Source organism: Neisseria sp. P0020.S003, assembly GCF_051957095.1.
In the GTDB taxonomy this organism is placed as follows: Bacteria; Pseudomonadota; Gammaproteobacteria; order Burkholderiales; family Neisseriaceae; genus Neisseria; species Neisseria subflava.
Window position 1 is genome coordinate 1 of the sequence record NZ_JBQCWU010000013.1, and the last position, 23,623, is coordinate 23,623.

Consider the following 23,623-nt stretch of genomic DNA (forward strand, 5'->3'; position numbering starts at 1 on the left):
TGTCGAAAACCCGTTATGTGGTCGAACAGAGCTTCGGTACGCTGCACCGTAAATTCCGCTATGCCCGGGCAGCCTATTTCGGGCTGATTAAAGTGAGTGCGCAAAGCCATCTGAAGGCAATGTGTTTAAACCTGTTGAAGGCGGCTAACAGGCTAAGTGTGCCTGTTTGCGCCTAAAAGGCGGCCGGATGCCCAATTATGGGGCGTCCGGGGAGGATTAAGGGGGCATTTGGGTAGAATTAGGAGTGATTTGGGGAGGGAAATAGCCGAAAACCTTTGTTTAGGTTTCGGCTGTCGGGGGAAGGGCTTTTTTGCAAAGGTCTCGGCCTATGTGATAGCAGAAGAGTTATATGGAAAAACAATATATTATGCTATACTAAGGCAGCTTCCATTTTTGAATGGGGTCTTATCGTGATTTTAAAATCATAAATAAAAGGAAAATTTATATGTTGACTTATAAAAAAGAAATATTTAGGAAAACCTTGCTGCATACTCTGATAGCTTCTTGCTTTTCTATTCCTGCATTGGCCGTTGCTGCAGCGGACGACACTTCACCTACTATGGGAACAGAGGGTTCAGGAGAATTTTGGAAAGAACCAAATCAAAACATTGATGGAGATTACAAAGCTACACTAGCACCTAATAGCGGAGAACAATTTGCTCGTCCAAAAGGACTTATCGTTCGTGCGAATAATCAAGTTGAAATTAAAGGCAAAACTAACATTAATGTTACGTTAGCCAGCGAAGCTAATTCAGGATTAGCCGTAGACTCCAATGCCGCCTACGGTATTGCTGTAGGATATGATTATGCTGGTGGTAATGCTTCTGATACCGCAAGCTTAACTTTGCATAATGATGCTAATATCACTGTTAAAAACACAGAAAACACAGTGAAAAGTACAAAAAACTTTGGTGGCGCAACTGCACCATTTGGTCACCAATTATCCGGGGTGAAGGTTTATCGTAAGAATGGCGCCAAACCGGTTTTCAATTCTGAGAAAAAACTGACTATTACCGTGGAAGATAAAACCACCGCTAAAATCGGGGATTATTTAGTCGGGCTTTACGTTAGTGGAGACGGTGCGGAAGCGAACTTAAAAGATTCTGACATCACAGTGAAAGCAAACGGAAAATTTTCTGCCGCATTAAAAATTGGTAAACCGGAACTACCAAACACTGAAAAACCGGCTGACTATAAAGGTGCTGTCGTCAATTCCACTGGCAAAATGGTGCTGAATACCGAGGATACAAAAGATTCCGCAACCGTGCGCTTATTTGGCACTAAATCCCGCTTAATTGCCGATTCGGACACTAGCAGCGGTGAAATCAAATCCGGCAATTCAGCTGTTGTTTTCGATACTCAGGATTACGCAACTAAAGTAAGTGCCTTTTTTATTAGCGACAATGTATCCAGAAATGAGCCTAATAAAGATCAAGAAGTTCGTTTAAACAATACAAAAATCACCACAACATCTGATGATGCTTCATTGATTGTTGCTGATGCGAGAAAAGAAAGTAGTTTTGCAGTAACCTTCGCAGGAAATAAAGTCGCAAGTTGGTTTAATAATGGTGAATTCGTTGCTGAAAATGCAAAATTCGCGTTGAAAGGCAAAGACAGTGAAGCCAAAGCCGCAGAAAATGGCTGGCTTGCCGAAACTAAAGTGGCAGTAACCAAAGGGGCTGATTTGACATTTACCTTGTCTGATCAAGCAAAAGCCATTGGTTTGATGCAACAACAATCTAAAGGCAATGTGCATTCTAAATTAGATGTGCATGTGAACAACCAAGCTGTTTGGGAATTGAAACAAAAAGGTGATGAACAACGCTCTACCATCAATGCCTTAACCTTGGATAAGGGGGTATTAGATGCGTCTAAAAATATTCCGAACGGTTCAACTAAAACAGACTATAAAGTTAAACTGGTTAAACAAGATGGTACTGAAGGCACATTAACCAGTAACAACGGTGAAATCACCCTTGCCAATGGCTCTTACGAAGACAAACTCACTGTGGAAGGCAACTACACAGCGAATAACGGTGTTCTTAAAGTGAATACTCATTGGGATAGTAATGATGCCAATAACGGTAAATCTGACTTATTGGAAATCACCGGTAATGCCGAAGGGACAACAAAAGTTGTCAGTTTGAAAGCGGACGGCACAGAAAATATGATTGATGGCACTATCGGCTCTATTGCGGCTGATTTAGCCAAAAACAGTACGGCAGTAGTTCGAGTACAAGGGGAAAGTAATTTAAAGAACTTTACCGGTATTGCCAAAACTACAGGTGCGGGTGAACTGCAATTGGCTTCCAAAAAAGTAGGAAATACAACCGAATATTTTTGGACGGTAGTTTCCACGAATAAGGATGCCATTTACACAGCTTCTGTTCCTGCTTATACGCTTATTCCAAACTTGAACTTAGAAGTTGGCTACGAAACAGTTGGTACATTGCACCAACGCCGTGGTGAAAATCAGGCCCTTTCTTGGGAAAAATCTCAAGCGAACAACCAAATTTGGGGACGTATTATTGGCAAACACATTGCTTTGGATGGTAAAAAGCGTTTGAATCTTAGCGCTGACCTTGCAGGCTTCCAGTTTGGCCACGACTTTGATATTTCTTCTAGCGAAAATGGCGGCAAACGTTTAACTGGTGGTTATGTTGGTTACACACATGCTAATTCGAAATTTTATGATGAATATCGTGCCGAGAATGGTGTCGTCCTTGATGACAAATATACAGGTAAAGCTAAAACCGAAAACCTCCATGTCGGTGTGACTCACACACGGTATTCTGAAGATGGTAGCTATATAGACTTTGTAGGCCAACTTTCTTGGATGCAAAATAAATATAACTCCTTAGATTCGAAAGCAAAAAACCATGGTTTGGGTGTGGCTTTATCGGGTGAGGTAGGTCGTCCGTTTGTATTAAGTAAAGAGAAAACGAATAATGGCGACAGTTGGATTATTGAGCCGCAAGCACAATTAATCTATCAATACCTCGGCTTAAATAGCTTCACTGATGATATGCGCTCTGTGCATCAAGATAAGCAACATAATTTACGCAGCCGCATTGGTGTACGCTTTGCTTATAATAATTTAACCGATCATGAAAAAGTTCGAACCTTGTATTTCACCACTAATGTGTGGCATAACTTCAGAAATACTTCGGCCAGTAACATTAGCGAGGATAATGTTACTGAAAAATTAGCAAAAACTTGGGGCGAAGTTGGTTTGGGAGCACAATTTGCAACCAGTTCCAATACCCATATTTATGCAGATGCACGGTATGAACAATCTTTAAGTGGAACGAAACATCAAGGATACAAAGGCTCAATCGGCATAAAATATTCTTGGTAATCTTCAAGTAATATATCTTACCGTAGTCCTTTTATATGAGCCGGATAAATATTAACAATATTTATCCGGCTCATTTATATGCCTTCCTCAATTATCTAAGCGCTATACTGGATTATCAAATATAGTCAATTAAAAACAAAATAGTACAATACTCAACTGTGAAGGTCTAACCATGGCATACTCTGCGGACTTAAGAAACAAGGCTTTAAACTATTACGAACAATGCAAAAACATCAGCTAAACCGCAGCAACGTTTAACTTGTCAAGAACCACGCTTTACCTGTGGATTCGCCTTAAAAAACAAACAGGCAGCCTAAAACATCAAGTTACCGGTCTAAATGCCGTCAAATTGGATAGGCAAAAACCGGCTCAATATGTTGGGCAACACCCGGATGCCTGTCTGCATGAGATCGCCAAACATTTTGATTGTACGCCAGCCGCCGTTTGCTATGCACTCAAACAGATGGGGATGACGCGCAAAAAAAGACCACGACTTACAAAGAACAAGACCCGGCCAAAGTAACGCATTATTTGACACAGCTGGCCGGATTTTCCGACTACCAACGTGTTTATTTGGATAAAACAGGATTTGACCGCTACCTGTTCCGTCCCTATGCCCGCAGTCCGAAAGGGCAAATAGTGAAAGCGCAGATAAGTGGAAAAAGATACCGACGCTTATCTCCGGTGTCCGCACAAGTCGGCAACCGGCTGATTGCTCCGATGGTTTATCAAAATACGATGACCGGCGTCTTTTTTGAAGCGTGGTTTCAACAATGCCTGCTGCCCGCATTGACTCGAAAATCGGTGATTATTTTAGATAATGCACGATTTCACCGTATGGGTGTCTTACGGGAAATGGCGGAAAAATTGGGACATAAGGTATTGCCTCTTGCACCTTATTCACCTGAGCTCAACCCGATTGAGAAGGTGTGGGCGGATATTAAGCGGTATCTGCGAACCGTATTGTCTGATTACGCCCGATTTGACGATGCGATAATGTCCTATTTTGATTTTAATTAACTATACATCCATCAGGCCGTCTGAAAAGACTCTCTCTTACCATTTTAATGAACTATCCGATTACACGCAAAAACCCTATTTATTTTCATTTGACACCAAACAATAAAATCATATCGATACAGACGTTTGGGGCAGTTTGACGGTTTCAGGTAAAATAACGCCAAATTCATCAACCGTTCAGAAAGCCGCCGCCATGTATTCACTCGTCCGTCCCATCCTGTTTCGCTTCGATGCAGAAAAGGCCCATCATTTCACGCTCAACAGTTTGCGTTCTATCGAAAAACTCGGCCTGCTGCCCAAAGTGGACAGCCACACCCGACCAACCGAGCTGATGGGCTTGCAGCTGCCCAATCCGGTCGGTTTGGCGGCAGGTTTGGACAAAAACGGCGAGTGTATCGATGCGTTTGCCGCTTTGGGTTTCGGCTTTATCGAAATCGGCACGGTCACGCCCAAGCCGCAGCCGGGCAATCCGCAGCCGCGCCTTTTCCGCGTTCCCGAACACCAAGGCATCATCAACCGCATGGGTTTCAACAACCACGGTATCGACGCGATGATCCGCAACATTGAAAACAGCCGCTTTAAAGGCATTTTGGGCATCAATATCGGCAAAAATGCCGTTACGCCGATTGAAAACGCGGCCGACGATTATCTGATTTGCTTGGAAAAAGCCTACGCCCACGCAAGCTACATCACGGTCAATATTTCCTCCCCCAATACGAAAAACCTGCGCGCCTTGCAAGGCGGCGACGAGTTGAGCGCATTGTTGGAAGCCTTGAAAAACAAACAGGCGCAACTGGCGGCCGCGCATGGCAAATATGTGCCGTTAGCGGTCAAAATTGCGCCGGATTTGGACAAAGCGCAAATCGACGACATCGCCCATGTGGTCAAATCCGTGGAGATGGACGGCATCATTGCCACCAACACAACCATCGATAAATCAAGCTTGGGCAGCCATCCGCTCGCAGGCGAACAAGGCGGCTTGAGCGGCTTGCCCGTACGCGAGAAAAGCAATCAGGTGTTGAAACTTTTAGCGGAACGCATTGACGGCAAGCTGCCGATTATCGGCGTCGGCGGCATTATGAACGGCGCGGACGCGGCAGAAAAAATCCGCTTGGGCGCCAGTGCGGTTCAGGTGTACAGCGGTTTGATTTATCGCGGCCCTGAGTTGATTAAAGAGTGTTTGGCTGCGTTGAAATAATACTTTTCCAAAAATAAGGCCGTCTGAAAGATTTCAGACGGCCTTTTGATATGCTTTCATTCTTCAAACAGATTGCCTTGTGCCAATAAGGTTTTGACCGGTGCAAAATCGCGGCGGTGTTCCGGCAATACGCCGTATTGTTTCAACGCGGCCAAGTGTTGCGCCGTGCCGTAGCCTTTGTGGCGGTCAAACCCGTATTGCGGATAGCGTTTCGCCAATTCATACATTTCCGCATCACGCGCGGTTTTGGCTAAAACCGAAGCGGCAGAGATTTCGATGATTTTGCTGTCGCCTTTGACCACGGCTTCGGCAGGAACATTCAAATCTTTCGGCACGCGGTTGCCGTCTATCCATACTTTATCGGGTACGACCGACATCCCCTCGACTGCGCGCTTCATCGCGGCCATGGTTGCGTGCAGGATGTTCAGTTGCAGGATTTCGTCGGGGTCGGCAAAGGCAATGCTCCACGCAACCGCCTGTTCCTTAATCATCTGCGCCAACATATCGCGCTTTTTTTCGCTCAGTTTTTTTGAATCGGTCAAACCCGGCAAATCAAAATGTTCCGGCAAAATCACTGCCGCCGCAAATACGCTGCCGACCAAAGGGCCGCGCCCCGCCTCGTCCACGCCTGCGCTTAAAACCGTTGCCATTTCTTCACCGCCTGTCTGATTCAAAGCCGCCATTATATCCGCTTGCGATAGAGAAATTCTGCAATAGTTCAAACCATTGGGGAACAGTTCAAATTTCATCTGCTTTACCAATCAGTTATAATTTACATCCCACATACCCATACGTCTTACAACATGCCTGCCCAATCCGAACGCCTCCATTTTTCCGAACGCTGGCTCAACGCCTACGAACGCTACCGCTATCGCCGCCATATCCACGCCTTCCGCCTCGGCTTGGCAATCGTGTTTTCCACCCTGTTGGCCAAAGTCTTCCACCTGCAACACGGCGAGTGGATCGGCATGACCGTCTTTGTCGTCCTCGGCATGCTGCAATTCCAAGGCGCGATTTACTCCAAAGCAGTCGAACGCATGCTCGGCACGGCCATCGGTTTGGGCGTCGGTTTGGCCGTTTTATGGTTGAACCAGCATTATTTGCAAGACGGCGTTTTCTTCTATCTGCTTATCGGTAGTGCCAGCGCGGTGGCCGGTTGGTCTGCGGTCGGCAAAAACGGCTATGTCGCCATGCTTGCCGGTTTGACCATGTGCATGCTCATCGGCGACAGCAGCCACCACTGGCTCGACAGCGGCTTGATGCGCGCCATGAACGTTTTGATTGGTGCCGCCATCGCCATTGCCGCCGCCAAACTCCTGCCCCTGCGCTCCACCCTGATGTGGCGCTTCATGCTTGCCGACAACCTCACCGACTGCGCCAAAATGATTGCCGAAATCAGCAACGGCAAACGCATGACGCGCGAGCGTTTGGAACAAAACATGATTAAAATGCGCAAAATCAACGCCCGTATGGTCAAAAGCCGCAGCCATCTGGCCGCCACATCCGGTGAAAGCCACATCAGCAACAATATGATGGAAGCCATGCAGCATGCCCACCGCAAAATCGTCAACACCACCGAGCTGCTCCTGACCACCGCCGCCAAACTGCGCGCGCCCACGCTCAACGAAAGCGAAATCCGCCTGCTCGACCGCCATTTCAACCAACTCCAACGCGAGCTGCGCCTGACCGTCCGCCTCATCAAAGGCCACTACGCCCGCCGCATCCGCATCGATACTTCGCTCAATACCGAACTAAGCAAACCGGCCGCCCGCCTGCATTACGACTGGCAAGGCTTCCTTTGGCTCAGTACCAATATGCGCAACGAAATCGCCGCTTTGGTGATCCTGTTGCAACGTTCGCGCAATAAATGGTTGGACAAAAAAGAATTGCAACGCCTGAAAGAATACCTGCGCAACGATACCGATCCGGAGTAACAATAGGCCGTCTGAAAAACGCAAACCCAAAATAAAAGACAAAAACGAATTAGCCGCCGATGTCATCAGCCAATAAAAAAGGCCGTCTGAAACCCAATGGTTCAGACGGCCTTTTAATCAATCCAATCAACAATAAATGCCGTATAAAGCAAAATCCCCTGCGATTGCAGGGGATTTTTATATTTGGTTGCGGGAGCAGGATTCGAACCTACGACCTTCGGGTTATGAGCCCGACGAGCTACCATGCTGCTCCATCCCGCGTCAGAAGTTGTAACTATACGGAAAGACGGAATCGCTGTCAAGCGTTTTTGACAGAAAATGCGAAAAACGCCGCTTTACAAAAAACCGTCCGCATGGTTTAATTTTCATTAATAAAGAAACAGGGGTGCTGCTTTCAAACCGAGCGGCTGAGAAATACCCTTTTACACCCGAACAGGATAATACCTGCGTGGGGAGTTTCGGTAAATGTGATTTTAGACGGTTGATTGAAAATATCCACAAGGCCGTCTGAAAAAAGCAATGCTCCTGTTTCCTTTCATAACCGAGAAACAGGAGCAATTTTTTTATGACTACCACTAAAAAAACCGGCGATGAGGCGCGCCGTCTTTCCGACTTGAGCGAAGACATCGGCATCCGCTTCAAATATCCGAACTCCGAACGCGTGTATCTGCAAGGCAGCCGCGACGACATCCGCGTGCCTTTGCGCGAAATCCGTCAGGACGACACTTACACGGCGCAAGGTACGGAAGCCAATCCGCCGATTCCCGTTTATGACACCAGCGGCGTGTACGGCGACCCGGCGGCACACATCGACCTGAAACAAGGCTTGCCGCACATCCGCACGGCGTGGCTGGACGAACGCGGCGATACCGAAATCCTGCCCAAGCTCTCCAGCGAATACGGCATCGAACGCGCGCACGATCCGGAAACCGCCCATCTGCGTTTCAACCAAATCACCCGCCCGCGCCGAGCCAAAGCCGGCCGCAATGTAACCCAGCTTCACTACGCGCGCCAAGGCATTATCACGCCCGAAATGGAGTTTGTCGCCATACGCGAACGTATGAAGCTGGACGAGCTTTTCAGACGGCCTGAATACGCCAAGCTCTTGAAACAACACGCAGGGCAAAGTTTCGGAGCGAACATCCCGACCCATCCCGACCAAATCACGCCTGAATTCGTGCGCCAAGAAATCGCCGCCGGACGCGCAATTATCCCTGCCAACATCAACCACCCCGAACTCGAACCGATGATTATCGGCCGCAATTTCCGCGTCAAAATCAACGGCAACTTGGGCAATTCTGCCGTAACCTCCAGCCTGACCGAAGAAGTCGAAAAAATGGTGTGGTCGCTGCGTTGGGGCGCGGACACGATTATGGATTTGTCCACCGGCGCGCACATCCACGAAACGCGCGAATGGATTATCCGCAACGCGCCCGTTCCCATCGGCACAGTGCCCATCTATCAGGCTTTGGAAAAAACCGGCGGCATTGCCGAAGATTTGACTTGGGATTTGTTCCGTGACACCTTAATCGAGCAGGCGGAACAAGGCGTGGACTATTTCACCATACACGCAGGCGTGTTGCTGCGTTATGTGCCGATGACCGCCAACCGCCTCACCGGCATCGTATCGCGTGGCGGTTCCATCATGGCGAAATGGTGTCTCGCCCACCACAAAGAAAACTTCCTCTACACGCATTTCGACGAAATCTGCGAAATCATGAAAGCCTACGACGTTTCGTTCAGCCTCGGCGACGGCCTGCGCCCCGGCTGCATTGCCGATGCCAACGACGAATCCCAATTCGCCGAGCTACACACCTTGGGCGAATTGACCGATAAAGCGTGGAAACACGACGTACAAGTCATGATCGAAGGCCCCGGCCATGTGCCGCTGCAACGGGTGAAAGAAAACATGACCGAAGAGCTGCAACACTGCTTTGAAGCACCTTTCTACACACTCGGCCCGCTCGTTACCGACATCGCACCCGGTTACGACCACATTACCTCGGGCATAGGCGCGACCAATATCGGCTGGTACGGCACAGCCATGCTCTGCTACGTTACCCCGAAAGAGCATCTCGGTCTGCCCGACAAAGAAGACGTGCGCACCGGCATCATCACCTACAAACTCGCCGCCCACGCCGCCGACCTCGCCAAAGGCTGGCCGGGCGCACAGTTGCGCGACAACGCCCTGAGCAAGGCGCGTTTCGAGTTCCGCTGGCGCGACCAATTCCGCTTAAGCCTCGACCCCGAACGCGCCGAAAGCTTCCACGACGAAACCCTGCCCGCCGAAGGCGCGAAGATCGCCCACTTCTGCTCGATGTGTGGCCCCAAATTCTGCTCGATGAAAATCACGCAGGAAGTGCGCGACTACGCCGACAAGCAAAAGGCCCAACAGCAAGGCATGGAAGAAAAAGCGATTGAGTTCGTCAAAAAAGGAGCGAAGCTTTACAGTTGAAACGTAAAGCAAGAAAAGGCCGTCTGAAAATGTTTCAGACGGCCTTTTTAGTGAATAGCCTTTAAGCCAAAGCAATACGCACTACGGTTGCTTATTTTTCTACTCTGCGGAAATGGTGCGGACGGAAGCCGAGCGCAGCGAGGGAAACGAAGTAGAGGCCGCCGCCCAAGGCAATCAGGACACAGAGTTGGCCTGCTTTTTTAAAGCCGCCGACGTGCACCCATTCAAACGGCAGATAATATTGCGCCAGCCACAAACCGCCGCCCATGACGACCAAAGAGATGACCATTTTAACCAAAAACGCTGCCCATCCTTTACCGGGGAGGTAGATGCCGTGTTTGCGTAAAAGGAAAAACAGCAAACCTGCGTTCAGACACGCGCCCAAACCGATAGCGAGGGACAGGCCGACGTGTTTGAGCGGCGAAATGAAAGCGAGGTTCATCAACTGCGTGCAAATCAGCGTGAAAATAGCGACTTTAACGGGGGTTTTGATGTTTTGGCGGGCATAGAAACCGGGTGCCAACACTTTAATCATAATCAGACCGATCAAGCCGAAGGAATAGGCAATCAGTGCGTATTGGGTCATTTGCGCGTCGTGCAGCGTAAATTCACGGTACATGAACAAGGTCGTAACCAGAGGGAAAGACAACACGGCAAGGCCGACGGCGGCAGGCAGGGTCAGCAGCATACACAAGCGCAAACCCCAGTCGAGCAGGCCGGAAAACTGCTCGGTATCCTGACTGGCGGCGTGTTTGGACAAGGTAGGCAGCAAGATTGTACCGAGTGCCACGCCCAAAACACCAGTAGGCAATTCCATCAGTCGGTCGGCGTAATACATCCACGACACACTGCCGGACTGCAAAAATGAGGCAAAAATGGTGTTGATAACCAAGGAAATCTGCGCCACGCTCACGCCTAAAATAGCCGGTGCCATCTGTTTCATCACGCGGTTGACCGCTGCGTCTTTAAAGCTGAGTTTGGGCATTTTCAAGAAGCCCAATTTTGCCAACCAAGGCAGTTGGAACACCAGCTGCAACACGCCGCCGACAAATACCGCCCACGCCAAAGCCATAACGGGCGGATCGAAATACGGTACAAAAAACAGGGAAAAGACGATAAAGGAAATGTTCAAAAATGTCGGCGTAAAGGCGGGAATACCGAATTTATGATAGGAGTTGAGTATCGAGCCGACAAAAGATGACAATGAAATCAAAAAGATATAAGGAAACGTTACCCGCAGCAGGTCGATGGAAAGCTGAAACTTATCGGCTTCTTTGGCAAAACCGGGCGCGGAAACATAAATCACCCACGGCGCGGTAAGTATGCCCAGCGCGGTAACAATGACCAACACAAACGACAACATACCGGCCACATGACGCACAAACGCCTGCGTGGCTTCGGGTGAGCGGGTTTCTTTGTATTCTGCCAAAATCGGTACGAAGGCTTGGGCAAATGCGCCCTCTGCAAACACGCGCCGCAGTAGGTTGGGCAGTTTAAACGCGACAAAAAACGCATCTGTCGCCATGCCTGCACCAAACGCACGGGCGATAATCGTATCGCGCACAAAGCCCAAAATGCGTGACACCATCGTCAGGCTGCCAACCTTGGCCAAGGCTCCCAATAAATTCATGTATTTTCCTTACTTGTCTTTCAGGCCGTCTGAAAATCCGGCTTCTTCCAATACTGCCGCCGCCGCCAATGCAGCCGTATCTTTTTTCAACAGCAGATGCAAGGCGTGGAAATCCTGTTCCAACGCGGCCACTGCCTCAGGGCGGTCATACCAGTCTGCCACGGCCTGCGCCAGTTTTTCAGGGATGGCATCGTGTTGCAGCAGCTCGGGAACGGCGGCTTTACCCAACAGAATATTGGGCAAACCGACATGCGGCACTTTGATTTTGCGTTTCACATACGCATAAGTCAGCGGCGAAATTTTGTAGCTGATGACCATAGGCCGCTTGCACAAGGCCACTTCCAAAGTCGCCGTACCGCTGGTAACCAATACCACGTCGGCAGCGGTGCAAACCGTATCCGACTGCTTGTCGGTCAGCGTGATGGGAAGAGAGGCGAACTCAGGCTGCGCCAAAATTTCGCTAATGCGTTTGCGCGTTGCGGCCGTTGCCACAGGCAGCAAAAACTGTGCCTGCGGGTAACGTTTCAACAGCAATAAGGCCGTCTGAAAAAATACCGCCGCCATGTAATCGATTTCGCTCACGCGGCTGCCGGGCAATATGGCAAACACGGGCACGTCCGCAGGAACGCCCAGCTTCTGCCGCGCCGCCGCCCTATCCGCTTCCACGGGCATGGTTTGCGCCATCGGATGGCCGACAAACTCGGCCTTACCTCCGGCATCGATATAAAGCTGTGGCTCCATCGGAAACAGGCACAACACGCGGTTGACCTGATGCACGATTTTATTGACCCGTTCGCGTCGCCACGCCCAAACCGACGGGCTGACGTAATGAATGGTATGAATGCCTGCCTGCTTGAGTTTTTCTGCCACGCCGAGATTAAAGTCCGGCGCATCGATGCCGATAAACACATCCGGCTTGAGGCGGATTAAATCGTTCACCAGCCCTTTGCGGATTTTCAAAATTTGCGGCAGGCGTTTGATAACTTCAACAAAACCGCGCACCGCCAGCTTTTCCTGATCGTACAAACTCTCAAAACCCTCCGCCTTCATGCGCTCGCCGCCGATGCCGGTAAACCGCGCATTCGGGCAACGCGCCTTAATGGCACGGATTAAATGTGCGCCGAGCAAGTCGCCGGAAGCCTCGCCGACGCTGATGGCGATAAGGGGGGAAGGATTGGGGTTCATGTTGTTGAGGTTCGGAAGCTAAAAGATTTGGGGGCGGACATTTGCCCGCCCGTTTTCAGACAGCATCGGCAGCAAACGGACAGGAAACCTGCCTACTGCGCGGATTTTTGCAATCCAAAGGCCGTCTGAAAAAGTTTCAGACGGCCCTCAATCCATCAATCAACGGATAATGCCGCGTGTGGATTGTGCAAAAAAGTCTTTAAATACCGCCAATTCGCTTTGGGTTTCGGCACGTTTCAGAATGTCTGCCTTGGCCTCTTCAAACGGAATGCCGCGATGGTAAATGGTTTTATACACATCTTTGACAGAGGCAATCTGTTCGGCAGTGAAACCGTTGCGGCGCATACCTTCGCTGTTGAGGCCGGCCGGTTCGGCGCGGTAGCCAGCAGCCATGAAGTACGGCGGTACGTCTTTGTGTACGCCGGCGGCAAACGCGGTCATGGCGTAGTCGCCGATTTGGCAGAATTGGAACACCAGCGTGTAGCCGCCCAAGACGACGTAGTCGCCGATGGTAACATGGCCTGCGAGTGAGGCGTTGTTGGCGAAGATGGTATGGTTGCCGACCACGCAGTCATGGGCAAGGTGGCAGTAGGCCATAATCCAGTTGTCGTCGCCGATACGGGTTTCGCCGATACCGGTGACCGTACCAAGGTTGAACGTTGTAAATTCGCGGATGGTGTTGCCGTTGCCGATAATCAGCTTGGTCGGCTCGTCACGGTATTTTTTGTCCTGCGGAATTTCGCCGAGGCTGGCAAATTGGAAAATGCGGTTGTTTTCACCGATGGTCGTATGGCCGTTGATGACGACGTGCGGGCCGATTTCGGTATTCGCACCGATTTGCACATTGGGGCCGATGATGCTGTATGGGCCGACTTTGACGCTGGAGTCGAGTTCGGCTTTAGGGTCGATGACGGCGGTCGGATGGATAAGGGTCATGCTGTCTCCTTGCTGTCTGATACAGGTATTGCCTGCAAGATGCCGTCTGAACTTTCAGACGGCCTGTCCCATTCTTACACCACGCGTTTGGCGCACATAATCACGGCTTCAACGGCAACTTGGCCATCGACTTTGGCAACGGCGTTGAATTTGCCGATACCGCGTTTGTTGGTCAACAGCTCGACTTCAAAAACCAGTTGGTCGCCGGGGATGACTTGGCGTTTGAAACGGGCGTCGTCGATACCGGCGAAGAAGAAGAATTCGTTTTCTTTACGGCCGCCTTCGCTGAGGATGGCGAGTGTGCCGCACGCTTGCGCCATGGCTTCGATAATCAGCACGCCAGGCATCACGGGCAGGTCGGGAAAATGGCCTTGGAACTGCGGCTCGTTCATGGTGACGTTTTTAATCGCAGTCAGGGTTTTCATCGGTTCGAACGCGGTAATGCGGTCGAGTTGCAAAAACGGATAGCGGTGTGGGATAAGTTTTTGAATGTCTTTGGCTTCGATCGGGAGTTGTACGTCCATGATGTTCGTCTTTCCTTGTTTGTATTGGGTTTAAACGTATTCGGATGCGGGGCGCGGACTGTTTGCGCCGCCTTTAGGCTTCGTCGCTGTCGGCAAGCTGTTTTTCCAGCGTTTTGAGGCGTTTGTTCATTTCGCTCAAACGGTGGATATAAACGGCATTGCGTGCCCAGTCTTTGTAGCCCGACATCGGGAAAATACCGGCCAGATGCTGGCCGCTTTCGGTAATGCTGTGGGTAACGGATGTTCCGCCGCCGATGGTGGTTTTATCGGCGATTTCAATGTGTCCGACCGTGCCGACGCCGCCGCCGATAATACAATAATTGCCGATGGTGACGCTGCCGGAAATACCGGTTTTGGCGGCGATAACGGTGTGCGAACCGATTTTGCAGTTGTGACCGATTTGGACTTGGTTGTCGATTTTGGTGCCGTTGCCGACGGTCGTGTCGCTCATCGCGCCGCGGTCGATATTGGTGTTCGAACCGATTTCCACATCATCGCCCAGCGTGACTGCGCCGGTTTGCGGAATTTTAAACCATGAATCGCCGGCAAAGGCCAAGCCAAAACCGTCCGCACCGATGACGGCGCCGCTGTGGATTTCGACACGGTTGCCCAAAGTGCAGCCGTAATAGATGACAGAGTTGGGGTGCAGCACGACTTCATCGCCCAACGTGCAATCGTGTTGGACAACGGCATTGGCCAAAATACGGCAGCCTTCACCCAATACGGCATTCGCGCCGATATAGGCATTCGCACCGATTTCGCAGCTTGCCGGCACTTTGGCGCTTGCCTCGACAACGGCGGTCGGATGTACGCCGCCCTGTGCTTTGACAATCGGCGAGAACAATCGTGCCACTTTGGCAAAATAAAGATAAGGGTCGGCAGCCACAATCAGGTTGCGGCCTGCAAATTCGTCCGCGGCTTTCGGTGACACAATCACTGCGCCTGCCTGGCTGTCGTGTACTTCGGCTTTGTATTTCGGATTGGCCAAAAAGCTGATGTGTTCCGCCTGCGCCTGATCCAACGGACGGACGGCGGTAATGGCGATGTCTTCGCCTTTCCATTCGCCGCCGAGCTGGGAAACGATTTGGGACAAGGTGTATGCTTGTGAAGTCATGATAATCTGCCGTCAAGATGTCAGGCCGTCTGAAAGATGCCGGTTTGGGTTTCAGACGGCCTTAGGTTTGTCTGTATGGTTACATTCGCTGCCGAGCAGGGTCAGTGTGCGTTTAGGGCTTTGATAACGCTGTCGGTAATGTCGTAGCGGCCGTTGACGTAAATCACGTCCTGCAAGATGAAGTCGTAACCTTCGCGTTTGGCCAAATCGACGATGACGCGGTTAGCATTTTGCTGGAGCGCGGCGAATTCTTCATTGCGGCGCAGGTTGTAGTCTTCTGCCAACTCGGCCTGCTGCTTGCGGAATTTCTGTACCAGATTGCGCCATTTTCGGGTTTCCGCTTCCCTTTGGCTGTCGCTAAGCTTGTCGTCGCTCAGTTTTCGCTCTAAAGCCTCGCCTTCCTGCTGCAGCTTTTGCAAGGCGGTTTGACGGCTTTTGAACTCTTTTTCCAAAGTCATCTGAATGTTTTGCGCCTGCTTGGATTCCTGATAAACGCGCTCGGTATTGATAAAACCGATTTTCTGCACGCCATCCGCCGCCGCTTGCGGCAACAGCACGAAACCCGGCAGGGCTACGGCGAGGACACGGAGGGTGTCGGCTATTTTACTCATGATAAAAATCCTTGCTTAAAAACAAACGGGCGGTTTGCAATAAGCTTGCCGCCAATCTGCCATGAGGCCGTCTGAAACGGACAAACCCGGTTTCAGACGGCCTAAACATCATCAGAATGTTGTACCGAGTTGGAATTGGAAGCGTTGGATTTCGTCGCCTTCTTTTTTCTTAATCGGATAAGCATAACTGAACTTCATCGGACCCAGCGGAGAGAGCCAGGTCACGGCAGCACCGGCAGAGTAACGCAACTCGTTTTTAAATGTCGATTTGTGCGTTGTGCCTACGCCATACACGTTTTGAAGCGCGCCATTGGTGTAATAAGAATTGCTGCTGCCGTCGTTGTAGGTTTTGTCGTCCCACACGCTGCCCGCATCGGCAAACAGGCTCAGACGGACGGTACGCGAGTCTTTAATGCCCGGCATCGGGAAGAGCAACTCTGCGGAAACGTTGGCTTTTTTGTTACCGCCGTAGCTGATTTTCTCGCCGTATTCGTCATAAACTTTCGGGCCCAGCGTACCGCTTTCAAAGCCGCGGACAGAGCCTAAGCCGCCGCCGTAGAAGTTTTCAAAGAACGGCATGGTTTTGGTTTTGCCGTAGCCGTTGCCATAACCGACTTCGCCACCCAGCATCAATGTGAAATCTTTGCTCAACGGGAAGAACCAAGTTTGGTTGTGGGTCAGGGTGTAGTATTGCAGGTCGCTGCCCGGTAAGGCGATTTCTCCGTTTACGCCGGTCAGGTAACCGCGGGTCGGCCACAAGGCATTGTCGGTTTTGTTGCGACCCCAGCCGATGGTACCTTTGTACAACCAGCCTTTGAAGTTACCCACGCCGCTGCCGTCGCCTTTACCGTATTGATTGATAAAGTCGGCATAGCGTTTAGGCGCGCCTTTGTAGGTGTTCACAGTCAAGCGTTCTGCGGCCAAACCGAAGTTCACACGGTCATATTCGGTAACCGGAATACCGATACGCAAACCGCCGCCGAAAGTCGTGGTTTTATATTGTTTCGCACTGGAAGAAGCTTTACGCGGGTCGTAAGTCTTGCCGTAAAGGTCGTAGCCCAAGCTTACGCCGTCAGGTGTGAAGTATGGGTCGGTAAACGACAACGAGCCGTTTACTGTGGTTTTACTGCGGGAGGCACGCAGGGCAACGGATTTACCCGTACCGAACAGGTTGTCTTGAGCCACACCGGCAGACATCACCAAACCGGTATCCTGAACCCAGCCTGCGCTCAAGTCGAGCGAGCCGGTAGAACGTTCGATCAGGCTCATGTTCAGGTCAACTTGGTCAGGCGTATTGGCCACAGGAACCGCATCAAATTGAACGTTGTCGAAGTAGCCCAACAACTCAACACGTTCTTTAGAACGTTGCAGTTTGGCAGAGTCGTAAGGCGCCGATTCCATTTGGCGCAACTCGCGGCGGATGACTTCGTCACGGGTTTTGTTGTTGCCGGTAATGTTGATTTCGTTTACATAGATTTTGCGACCCGGTTGAACGGTCAACACAAAATCAACGGTATGTGTTTCGGCATTTGGAATCGGTTGGACATTGATTTCGCTGAATGCGTAACCTGCCTGACCCATGCGGTTTTGGATGGCTTCGAGCGAGTTGGACATTTGCGCGCGCTCATACCATTTGCCCGGCTTCATGGTCAGCAGTTTTTCCAAATCTTCTTTCGGCACTTCCAGCGTATCGCCTTCGATGCGTACATTGCCCCAGCGGAAGCGGTCGCCTTCGCTGACGGTTACTTTAATGGTCTGCTTGGTTTTGTCTTCGTTGGTTTGGATATCGGTATCCAAAATGCGGAAGTTGAAGTAGCCGTTGTTTTGATAGAAATTGGTAATTTTTTCCATGTCCTGAGCAAATTTTTGCTCATTGAACTGGTTGCTCTTCGTGATCCAAGTCCACATGCCGCCTTCGCTCAAGGACATTTGTTTCATCAGACGGCGGTCGGAATAAACTTCGTTGCCTTCAAATGAAATATCGGTAATCTTGGTAGATTTGCCCTCTTCGATAGCAATATCGATAGACACGCGGTTGCGGGCGAGTTTGGTTACGGTCGGAGTGATTTGGACAGACTGTTTGCCACGGCTCAAATACTCTTCTTTCAAACCGGCAACGGCTTGGTTCAGCGTTGCTTGGTTGAAGTATTGGGATTGCGCCAAACCAAATGCTTCAAGGTTTTTCTTGATGGCATCGTTTTGCAGCATTTTCGCGCCGGTAATATTGAGCGAGCTGATGGTCGGACGCTCAATCACGGTCAGCAGGACTTGATTGTCCATGGTCTCGACACGTACGTCGTCAAAGAAACCGGTTGCGTAGAGTTTTTTGATGATTTCTTCACTGCGCGCATCATTGAAATTATCACCGACTTTAACGGGCAGGTAGTTGAAGACGGTACTCGGCTCGGTGCGTTGCAGGCCTTCGACGCGGATGTCCTGAATGGTAAAGTCAGCCAATGCCAGTGGAGACAGGCTCAATACCATTAAAGCGGAAGCAATCTGGTTCAGTTTCATAAATTATCCAAACAAACGGTTGATGTCATTAAAGAAAGCCACAGCCATCATCAAAAGCATGGCTGCCAGTCCGAAGCGCAGGCCGACTGCCTGTATGCGCTCGCTCAAAGGCTTTCCGCGTATCCATTCGGCGGTGTAGAAAACCAAATGTCCGCCGTCTAAAACGGGCACGGGCAAAAGGTTCAACACGCCTAAGCTGATGCTGACCAAGGCCAGAAATTCGAGGTAGCTCTGCAATCCGAGTTTAGCGGATTGTCCGGCGACATCGGCAATGGTCAAGGGGCCGGAAATATGGTTCAAAGAGGCATTGCCTGTAACCAGTTTTCCGAAAAATTTGAGGGTCGTCCACGAATAGTTGACGGTTTTGTTCCAACCCAATTCAAAGGCTTGGGCAACGGAAGGCGTATAGCGGTAGCGGATGGTTTTATCCCACTCTTTATCCGCCTGGGCGGCAAGCCCTGCTCTACCCACCAGCACGCCTGCCGACTGCTCGACGCTGTCCGGACGGATAGCGGTCGCCAGTATTTTACCGTCGCGCTCGTAAGTCAGTTCGATTCGTTTGCCGGGGCTGGCGCGGAAGAGTTCCGTCCATGCCTGCCAGCTTTCGATGGGCTTCCCATCGGCGGTCAGCAGTTTGTCGTTTTCCTTCAAACCTGCTTTTTCGGCCGGACTATTGGCCAAGACTTTGCCGATGCGGTTAGTAATTCTAAAAGGCAAAAGGCCGATGTTGCCTTGGCTTTTCGCAACTTTACCTGCTTCAGGCGTACCGGCGGCATCAATTATGCGGATGGCTTGGGTATTTGAGGCCGTCTGAACAGCGACTTTTACAGGGCCGGCTTCAAGGTTCAATACCATCTCGGTTTGCGCATCGCTCCAGTCTTTAACGGTAATTCCGTTGACCGATACAATTTTATCGCCTGCCTGAAAACCTGCGTTGGCGGCAATACTGGCAGGCTCGACCATGCCGACATAAGGGCGCAACTCGGTCACGCCGAAGGAAAAGCTCAAACCGTAAAGCAAAACGGCCAAAATCAAATTGGTCAAAGGACCGGCGGCGACAATGGCGATGCGCTTGGCCGGATGCTGCTTGTCAAAGGCGTACGGCAAATCTGCTTCCGCCACCTCGCCTTCGCGCGTATCGACCATTTTAACGTAACCGCCCAGCGGAATCGGGGCAAGACACCACTCGGTATCACCGCGTTTTCGGGTGAAAAAGGGCTTACCGAAGCCGACGGAAAAGCGCACGACTTTAACGCCGCACCAGCGGGCAACAATATAGTGTCCGAACTCATGCAGGCTGACCAAAATCAGAATGGCGACGATAAAGGCTAAAAAGGTTTGCAAAAAAATCCCCTGAATGGAATGTGATGATCAACGGATAAGGCCGTCTGAAAACCGATTATAAAGGCAGTTGTTCCATTTTGTCTGCCTAAATGCCAAGCGGTTGACGTTTCAGACGGCCTGTCATTGAAGCTTTATTGTTTGCCGATAAAGGCTTCTGCCTGTCTGCGTGTTTGCACGTCTTGCGCCAACAGGCTTTCGATATCATGATGGCCGTCTGAAAAATCTTGTGCAAGGCAGTAGGCAACGACTTTGGCAATATCGGTAAACTTGATGCGTTTATCTAAAAAAGCGGCCACGGCAACTTCGTTGGCAGCGTTCAACACGCAAGGCGCAGAACCGCCTGCATTCATGGCCTGATAGGCAAGTTTCAGACATGGGAAACGGTCAAAGTCAGGTTTTTGGAAGGTCAATGCGGACAACGCGCCGAAATCCAGTTCGCCCACGCCGGAATCGATACGTTCGGGCAGGCCCAAGCAATAAGCAATCGGCGTACGCATATCGGGATTACCCAACTGCGCCAATACCGAACCATCGCGATAACGCACCATGCTGTGAATCACGGATTGCGGATGGATGACGACTTCCAGCTTTTCCGGCGGACAGTTAAACAGCCAATGCGCCTCAATCAATTCCAAACCCTTATTCATCATTGACGCGGAATCAACGGAAATTTTGCGCCCCATGCTCCAATTCGGATGCTTGACCGCCTGCTCGGGCGTAATGCTGTCAAATGTACTTAAATCGGTGTTAAGGAAGGGGCCGCCCGATGCGGTCAGGATAATCGAATTGATACCGTGCTCATTCAGACGGCCTGTGTAATCCCTTGGCAATACTTGGAAGATGGCGTTGTGTTCGCTGTCAATCGGCAAGACGGTGGCGCCGTTTTGACGGGCGGTTTCCATAAACAATGCGCCTGAAACCACCAGCGTTTCTTTGTTGGCCAGATAAATGGTTTTGCCTTTTTGAGCGGCAGCCAAAGCCGACGGCAAGCCGGCCGCACCGACAATGGCACACATCACGCCGCTGACTTTCTCGGCCGAAGCCACATCAATCAGGGCTTGAGAACCATATAAAACCTGCGTACTGACGCCTTCTTGTTTGAGTTTCTTTTCCAGCTCGGCCGCATGACCGGCATCGCCGACAACGGCATATTCTGGGCGGAACTGTTTGCATTGCGCCGCCAGCTTGTCCACCTGCCTATGCCCTGCCAGCGCGAACACGCGGAATTTTTCGGGATGGCGGGAGACAACGTCTAAGGTACTTTCGCCTATGCTGCCGGTACTGCCTAATATGGTCAGAACTTGTTGTGTCATGGTGTGTTCTTTATGTGCTGTGCAAACGGTATTTAGTGTATTTGAAATAGATTTCTTTGCCGTTTCCAATTTTCAGACGGCCTTTTGCCTCCCAGCTGAAAAGGCCGTCTGAAAGAATTACTCAATGCCGTATTCGATGGTAACAACCAGTCGGACTTGTTTGCCGACGGTACTTTTATCGTAAGAGCCGCCGTACTCGTCGTCCTCGCTGCTACCGGTGTCGGCATAGATATTGAACGAACCTTGCGAAGCAGAACGCATGGCGCCCACTTTGCCGCCGCCGGTTTTGGCAAATTCGGCCGCGCGTTTCTGCGCATCCTCAGTCGCCTGCGTGATCAAATCGCGTTTGATGGTTTCCAAATTGCCCAGCAAATATTGCGGATTGTCGAAGCGGATAAATTCGTTTTGCGCACGGAAGTTCAAAATGGCGCGCTGTGCTGCTTGGATTTTGTCCAGTTTTTTGGTGTTGACCACAATATTGAGGTCGCCATCGTAGCCGTTGGGCGTGCGGGTTACATTACCCAGTTCATCGCGGGTTTCATTGAAAACGCGCGACACTTCGGGCAGGCCCACTTTCATTTCAGCCGCCGTAAAGCCTTGCTCACCCAAAAACTTAGACAGCTTCTTGCGTCTTGCCGTCAGCAAATCCAAAACTTCCTGATAGCTCTCGCCGTGCGCATTTACACCCGTATTCCACGTTGCGCTGTCGGATTGGAAGTTTTTCTCCGCCAAACCTTTTACGGTGATTGTCCCGGGTTGGCGCAGATTCTTAAACTGCACGCCCAAAATAAACGCCGCAGCCATCAATCCCAGTGCCAACAATACGCCCAAGATCGATAAAGATGAAATCTGTTTTTGTTCGGACATAATCAGCTCCCTCAACCATGTGAGACAGGCGGTTCAAAACAAATATACAAAGGCGGCATAAATGCTGATAACGGCAATCAGGCTGTCCACACGGTCGAACACACCGCCGTGTCCCGGCAGCAGATTGCTGCTGTCTTTGATACCGGCCGCACGTTTGAGCCAGCTTTCCAGCAAATCGCCGAACACGCTGACAACGGTCAAAATCAAGCCGATAAAAATAGTTTTTAACCAGCCAGCTTCAAAAGCCAGCCAACCGGCTTTCCATACGATGGTCATGTACACGGCAACGCACAATGCGCCACCGATCGCACCTTCCCAGCTTTTACCCGGGCTGATGGTCGGCGCAATTTTGCGCTTGCCAAACGATTTGCCGCAGAAATACGCGCCAATATCGGCCACCCACACCAAACCCATAATCGCCAATAAAGACAACGCGTCTTCAGGCTGAGGGCGCAGGTAAACCAGTGCGAACCAAAACGGCATCACCAACAACCAACCAACCGTGTAAGCCTGCCAGCCGCCGTTTAACTTCCATTTCGCTTTCAGCCACCAAGGCATGACAATCAGCCAAAACGCCAATACGACATACCAAACCAAATCAGGCAACTGCCAACCGCCGGCATAAGCAATCACGCCGAACACCAGCGTTGAAGCCAAATAATGATTGATTTTCAGCTTGTCCAAGCCGCTCATGCGGGCATATTCCCACAAAGTCAACATGGCAATCAGGCCGCAAAACGCCGCCCACAGCCACATAGGCGCATAAAACAGCATACCCAGCATCAGCGGCAAAAGCCACAGCGCCGTCAAAATCCGTTGTTTCAACATAGTTCTCAACCCCGTTGCTGCTCAACCGGCAGCTGTTCGGAAGTCCGCCCGAAGCGGCGTTCCCGTTTTTGGAACGAAGCAATCGCCTCGTTTAGCGATTTCTCATTAAAATCAGGCCACAGCGTATCCGTAAAATACAATTCCGCATACGCCATCTGCCACAGCAGGAAATTACTGATGCGCGTCTCGCCGCCGGTTCGGATAAACAAATCCGGCTCGGGTGCATCGCCCAACATCAAATAGCGCGACAACGCCTCTTCCGTAATCTCAGTTACACCCTCGGCAATCAACTGATTTACCGCCTGCAAAATATCCCAGCGGCCGCCATAATCGGCGGCAATACTCAAAGTCAAACCGGTATTGTTTGCCGTCAACGCCTCTGCCTCCTCAATCCCCTTCAGGATTTCAGCATTAAACCGCTCACGGCTGCCAATGACCCTCAAGCGCATATTGTTATCGTGCAAACGGCGCACCTGCTTTTGCAAAGCCTGCAAAAACAGCCCCATCAGAAAAGAAACCTCTTCCTCGGGGCGTCGCCAGTTTTCAGTCGAAAAAGCAAACACGGTCAAATACCGCACACCCAGTTCAGCACAATGCTTCACCATGCTCTCCAGCGCATCCAAGCCGCGCTTATGCCCCATCACACGGGGAAGAAAACGCTTCTTTGCCCAACGTCCGTTGCCGTCCATAATCACAGCAATATGTCGGGGGATGGCAGAGTGTTCCAAAATCGTCTGCGTACTGCTTTTCATGTCTGCCTTTCAGGGAGCAAACCGTCCAAAGGCCGTCTGA

18 protein-coding genes, 1 tRNA gene, 1 pseudogene and 1 riboswitch are annotated in these 23,623 nt (G+C 50.7%); of the genes and pseudogenes, 6 read left to right on the forward strand and 14 right to left on the reverse strand.

Annotated features, from left to right (window positions below; translation table 11 throughout):
• The 4 genes and pseudogenes from ACTHTQ_RS07905 to ACTHTQ_RS07920 form a co-directional block, all read left to right on the forward strand.
• Positions 1 to 176, forward strand: a 176-nt coding sequence (locus ACTHTQ_RS07905) for a transposase (RefSeq protein ID WP_440363619.1), incomplete at its 5' end; no start/stop codon positions are given.
• Between the two features lie 269 nt (positions 177 to 445).
• Complete coding sequence (locus tag ACTHTQ_RS07910; protein WP_440363598.1) at positions 446 to 3,358, forward strand: autotransporter family protein; 2,913 nt, start codon at positions 446 to 448, stop codon at positions 3,356 to 3,358.
• A gap of 172 nt (positions 3,359 to 3,530) precedes the next feature.
• Positions 3,531 to 4,360: pseudogene (locus ACTHTQ_RS07915) on the forward strand (IS630 family transposase); the annotation flags it as partial.
• 211 nt (positions 4,361 to 4,571) lie between these two features.
• Positions 4,572 to 5,576 (forward strand): quinone-dependent dihydroorotate dehydrogenase, encoded by a 1,005-nt coding sequence (locus ACTHTQ_RS07920; RefSeq protein ID WP_308888289.1) that lies wholly within the window; start codon positions 4,572 to 4,574, stop codon positions 5,574 to 5,576.
• A 56-nt stretch (positions 5,577 to 5,632) separates the two neighbouring features.
• On the opposite strand, the gene rnhB is transcribed toward ACTHTQ_RS07920, so the two are convergent.
• Positions 5,633 to 6,226 (reverse strand): ribonuclease HII, encoded by a 594-nt coding sequence (rnhB, locus tag ACTHTQ_RS07925; RefSeq protein ID WP_308888291.1) that lies wholly within the window; start codon positions 6,224 to 6,226, stop codon positions 5,633 to 5,635.
• A gap of 153 nt (positions 6,227 to 6,379) precedes the next feature.
• Between rnhB and ACTHTQ_RS07930 the strand changes: the two genes are divergently transcribed.
• Entirely contained in the window at positions 6,380 to 7,510 is a 1,131-nt protein-coding gene (locus ACTHTQ_RS07930) for an FUSC family protein (RefSeq protein WP_440363599.1), read from the forward strand.
• A gap of 184 nt (positions 7,511 to 7,694) precedes the next feature.
• Here ACTHTQ_RS07930 and ACTHTQ_RS07935 read toward each other — a convergent pair.
• Positions 7,695 to 7,771: transfer RNA gene (locus ACTHTQ_RS07935), tRNA-Met, on the reverse strand.
• 110 nt (positions 7,772 to 7,881) lie between these two features.
• Positions 7,882 to 7,982: riboswitch (TPP riboswitch) on the forward strand.
• Positions 7,983 to 8,075: 93 nt separating this feature from the next.
• Here ACTHTQ_RS07935 and thiC point away from each other — a divergent pair.
• Entirely contained in the window at positions 8,076 to 9,965 is a 1,890-nt protein-coding gene (thiC, locus tag ACTHTQ_RS07940) for a phosphomethylpyrimidine synthase ThiC (RefSeq protein WP_440363600.1), read from the forward strand.
• A gap of 91 nt (positions 9,966 to 10,056) precedes the next feature.
• Here the strand turns inward: thiC and murJ are convergent, their stop codons facing one another.
• The 12 genes from murJ to ACTHTQ_RS08000 all read right to left on the reverse strand — a co-directional run bounded on the left by murJ (position 10,057) and on the right by ACTHTQ_RS08000 (position 23,583).
• Positions 10,057 to 11,595, reverse strand: a complete 1,539-nt coding sequence (gene murJ / locus ACTHTQ_RS07945; RefSeq protein ID WP_440363601.1) for a murein biosynthesis integral membrane protein MurJ — start codon at positions 11,593 to 11,595, stop codon at positions 10,057 to 10,059.
• Positions 11,596 to 11,604: 9 nt separating this feature from the next.
• Positions 11,605 to 12,780, reverse strand: a complete 1,176-nt coding sequence (gene lpxB, locus ACTHTQ_RS07950; protein WP_440363602.1) for a lipid-A-disaccharide synthase — start codon at positions 12,778 to 12,780, stop codon at positions 11,605 to 11,607.
• A 159-nt stretch (positions 12,781 to 12,939) separates the two neighbouring features.
• Positions 12,940 to 13,716: an acyl-ACP--UDP-N-acetylglucosamine O-acyltransferase gene (gene lpxA / locus ACTHTQ_RS07955; protein WP_003681706.1), complete on the reverse strand. Its 777-nt coding sequence runs from the start codon at positions 13,714 to 13,716 to the stop codon at positions 12,940 to 12,942.
• A gap of 74 nt (positions 13,717 to 13,790) precedes the next feature.
• Positions 13,791 to 14,240, reverse strand: coding sequence for a 3-hydroxyacyl-ACP dehydratase FabZ (fabZ, locus tag ACTHTQ_RS07960; protein WP_003681704.1), 450 nt, complete (start codon positions 14,238 to 14,240; stop codon positions 13,791 to 13,793).
• Between the two features lie 73 nt (positions 14,241 to 14,313).
• Entirely contained in the window at positions 14,314 to 15,354 is a 1,041-nt protein-coding gene (lpxD, locus tag ACTHTQ_RS07965; protein WP_049328731.1) for a UDP-3-O-(3-hydroxymyristoyl)glucosamine N-acyltransferase, read from the reverse strand.
• Positions 15,355 to 15,455: 101 nt separating this feature from the next.
• On the reverse strand, positions 15,456 to 15,965 hold the full coding sequence (locus tag ACTHTQ_RS07970; RefSeq protein WP_308111940.1) for an OmpH family outer membrane protein: 510 nt from the start codon (positions 15,963 to 15,965) through the stop codon (positions 15,456 to 15,458).
• Positions 15,966 to 16,076: 111 nt separating this feature from the next.
• Positions 16,077 to 18,479 carry an outer membrane protein assembly factor BamA gene (gene bamA / locus ACTHTQ_RS07975; protein ID WP_440363603.1) on the reverse strand — a complete coding sequence of 801 codons (2,403 nt, stop codon included), beginning with the start codon at positions 18,477 to 18,479 and terminating at the stop codon, positions 16,077 to 16,079.
• A gap of 3 nt (positions 18,480 to 18,482) precedes the next feature.
• A complete protein-coding gene (rseP, locus tag ACTHTQ_RS07980; protein WP_440363604.1) occupies positions 18,483 to 19,823 on the reverse strand; it encodes an RIP metalloprotease RseP in 1,341 nt (446 codons plus the stop codon).
• Positions 19,824 to 19,954: 131 nt separating this feature from the next.
• Entirely contained in the window at positions 19,955 to 21,136 is a 1,182-nt protein-coding gene (gene ispC, locus ACTHTQ_RS07985) for a 1-deoxy-D-xylulose-5-phosphate reductoisomerase (RefSeq protein WP_440363605.1), read from the reverse strand.
• A gap of 117 nt (positions 21,137 to 21,253) precedes the next feature.
• On the reverse strand, positions 21,254 to 22,003 hold the full coding sequence (locus ACTHTQ_RS07990) for an SIMPL domain-containing protein (RefSeq protein ID WP_003747899.1): 750 nt from the start codon (positions 22,001 to 22,003) through the stop codon (positions 21,254 to 21,256).
• A 33-nt stretch (positions 22,004 to 22,036) separates the two neighbouring features.
• Positions 22,037 to 22,831: a phosphatidate cytidylyltransferase gene (locus ACTHTQ_RS07995; RefSeq protein WP_440363606.1), complete on the reverse strand. Its 795-nt coding sequence runs from the start codon at positions 22,829 to 22,831 to the stop codon at positions 22,037 to 22,039.
• Positions 22,832 to 22,836: 5 nt separating this feature from the next.
• Positions 22,837 to 23,583, reverse strand: coding sequence for an isoprenyl transferase (locus tag ACTHTQ_RS08000; protein ID WP_440363607.1), 747 nt, complete (start codon positions 23,581 to 23,583; stop codon positions 22,837 to 22,839).
• Positions 23,584 to 23,623 lie beyond the last annotated feature (40 nt).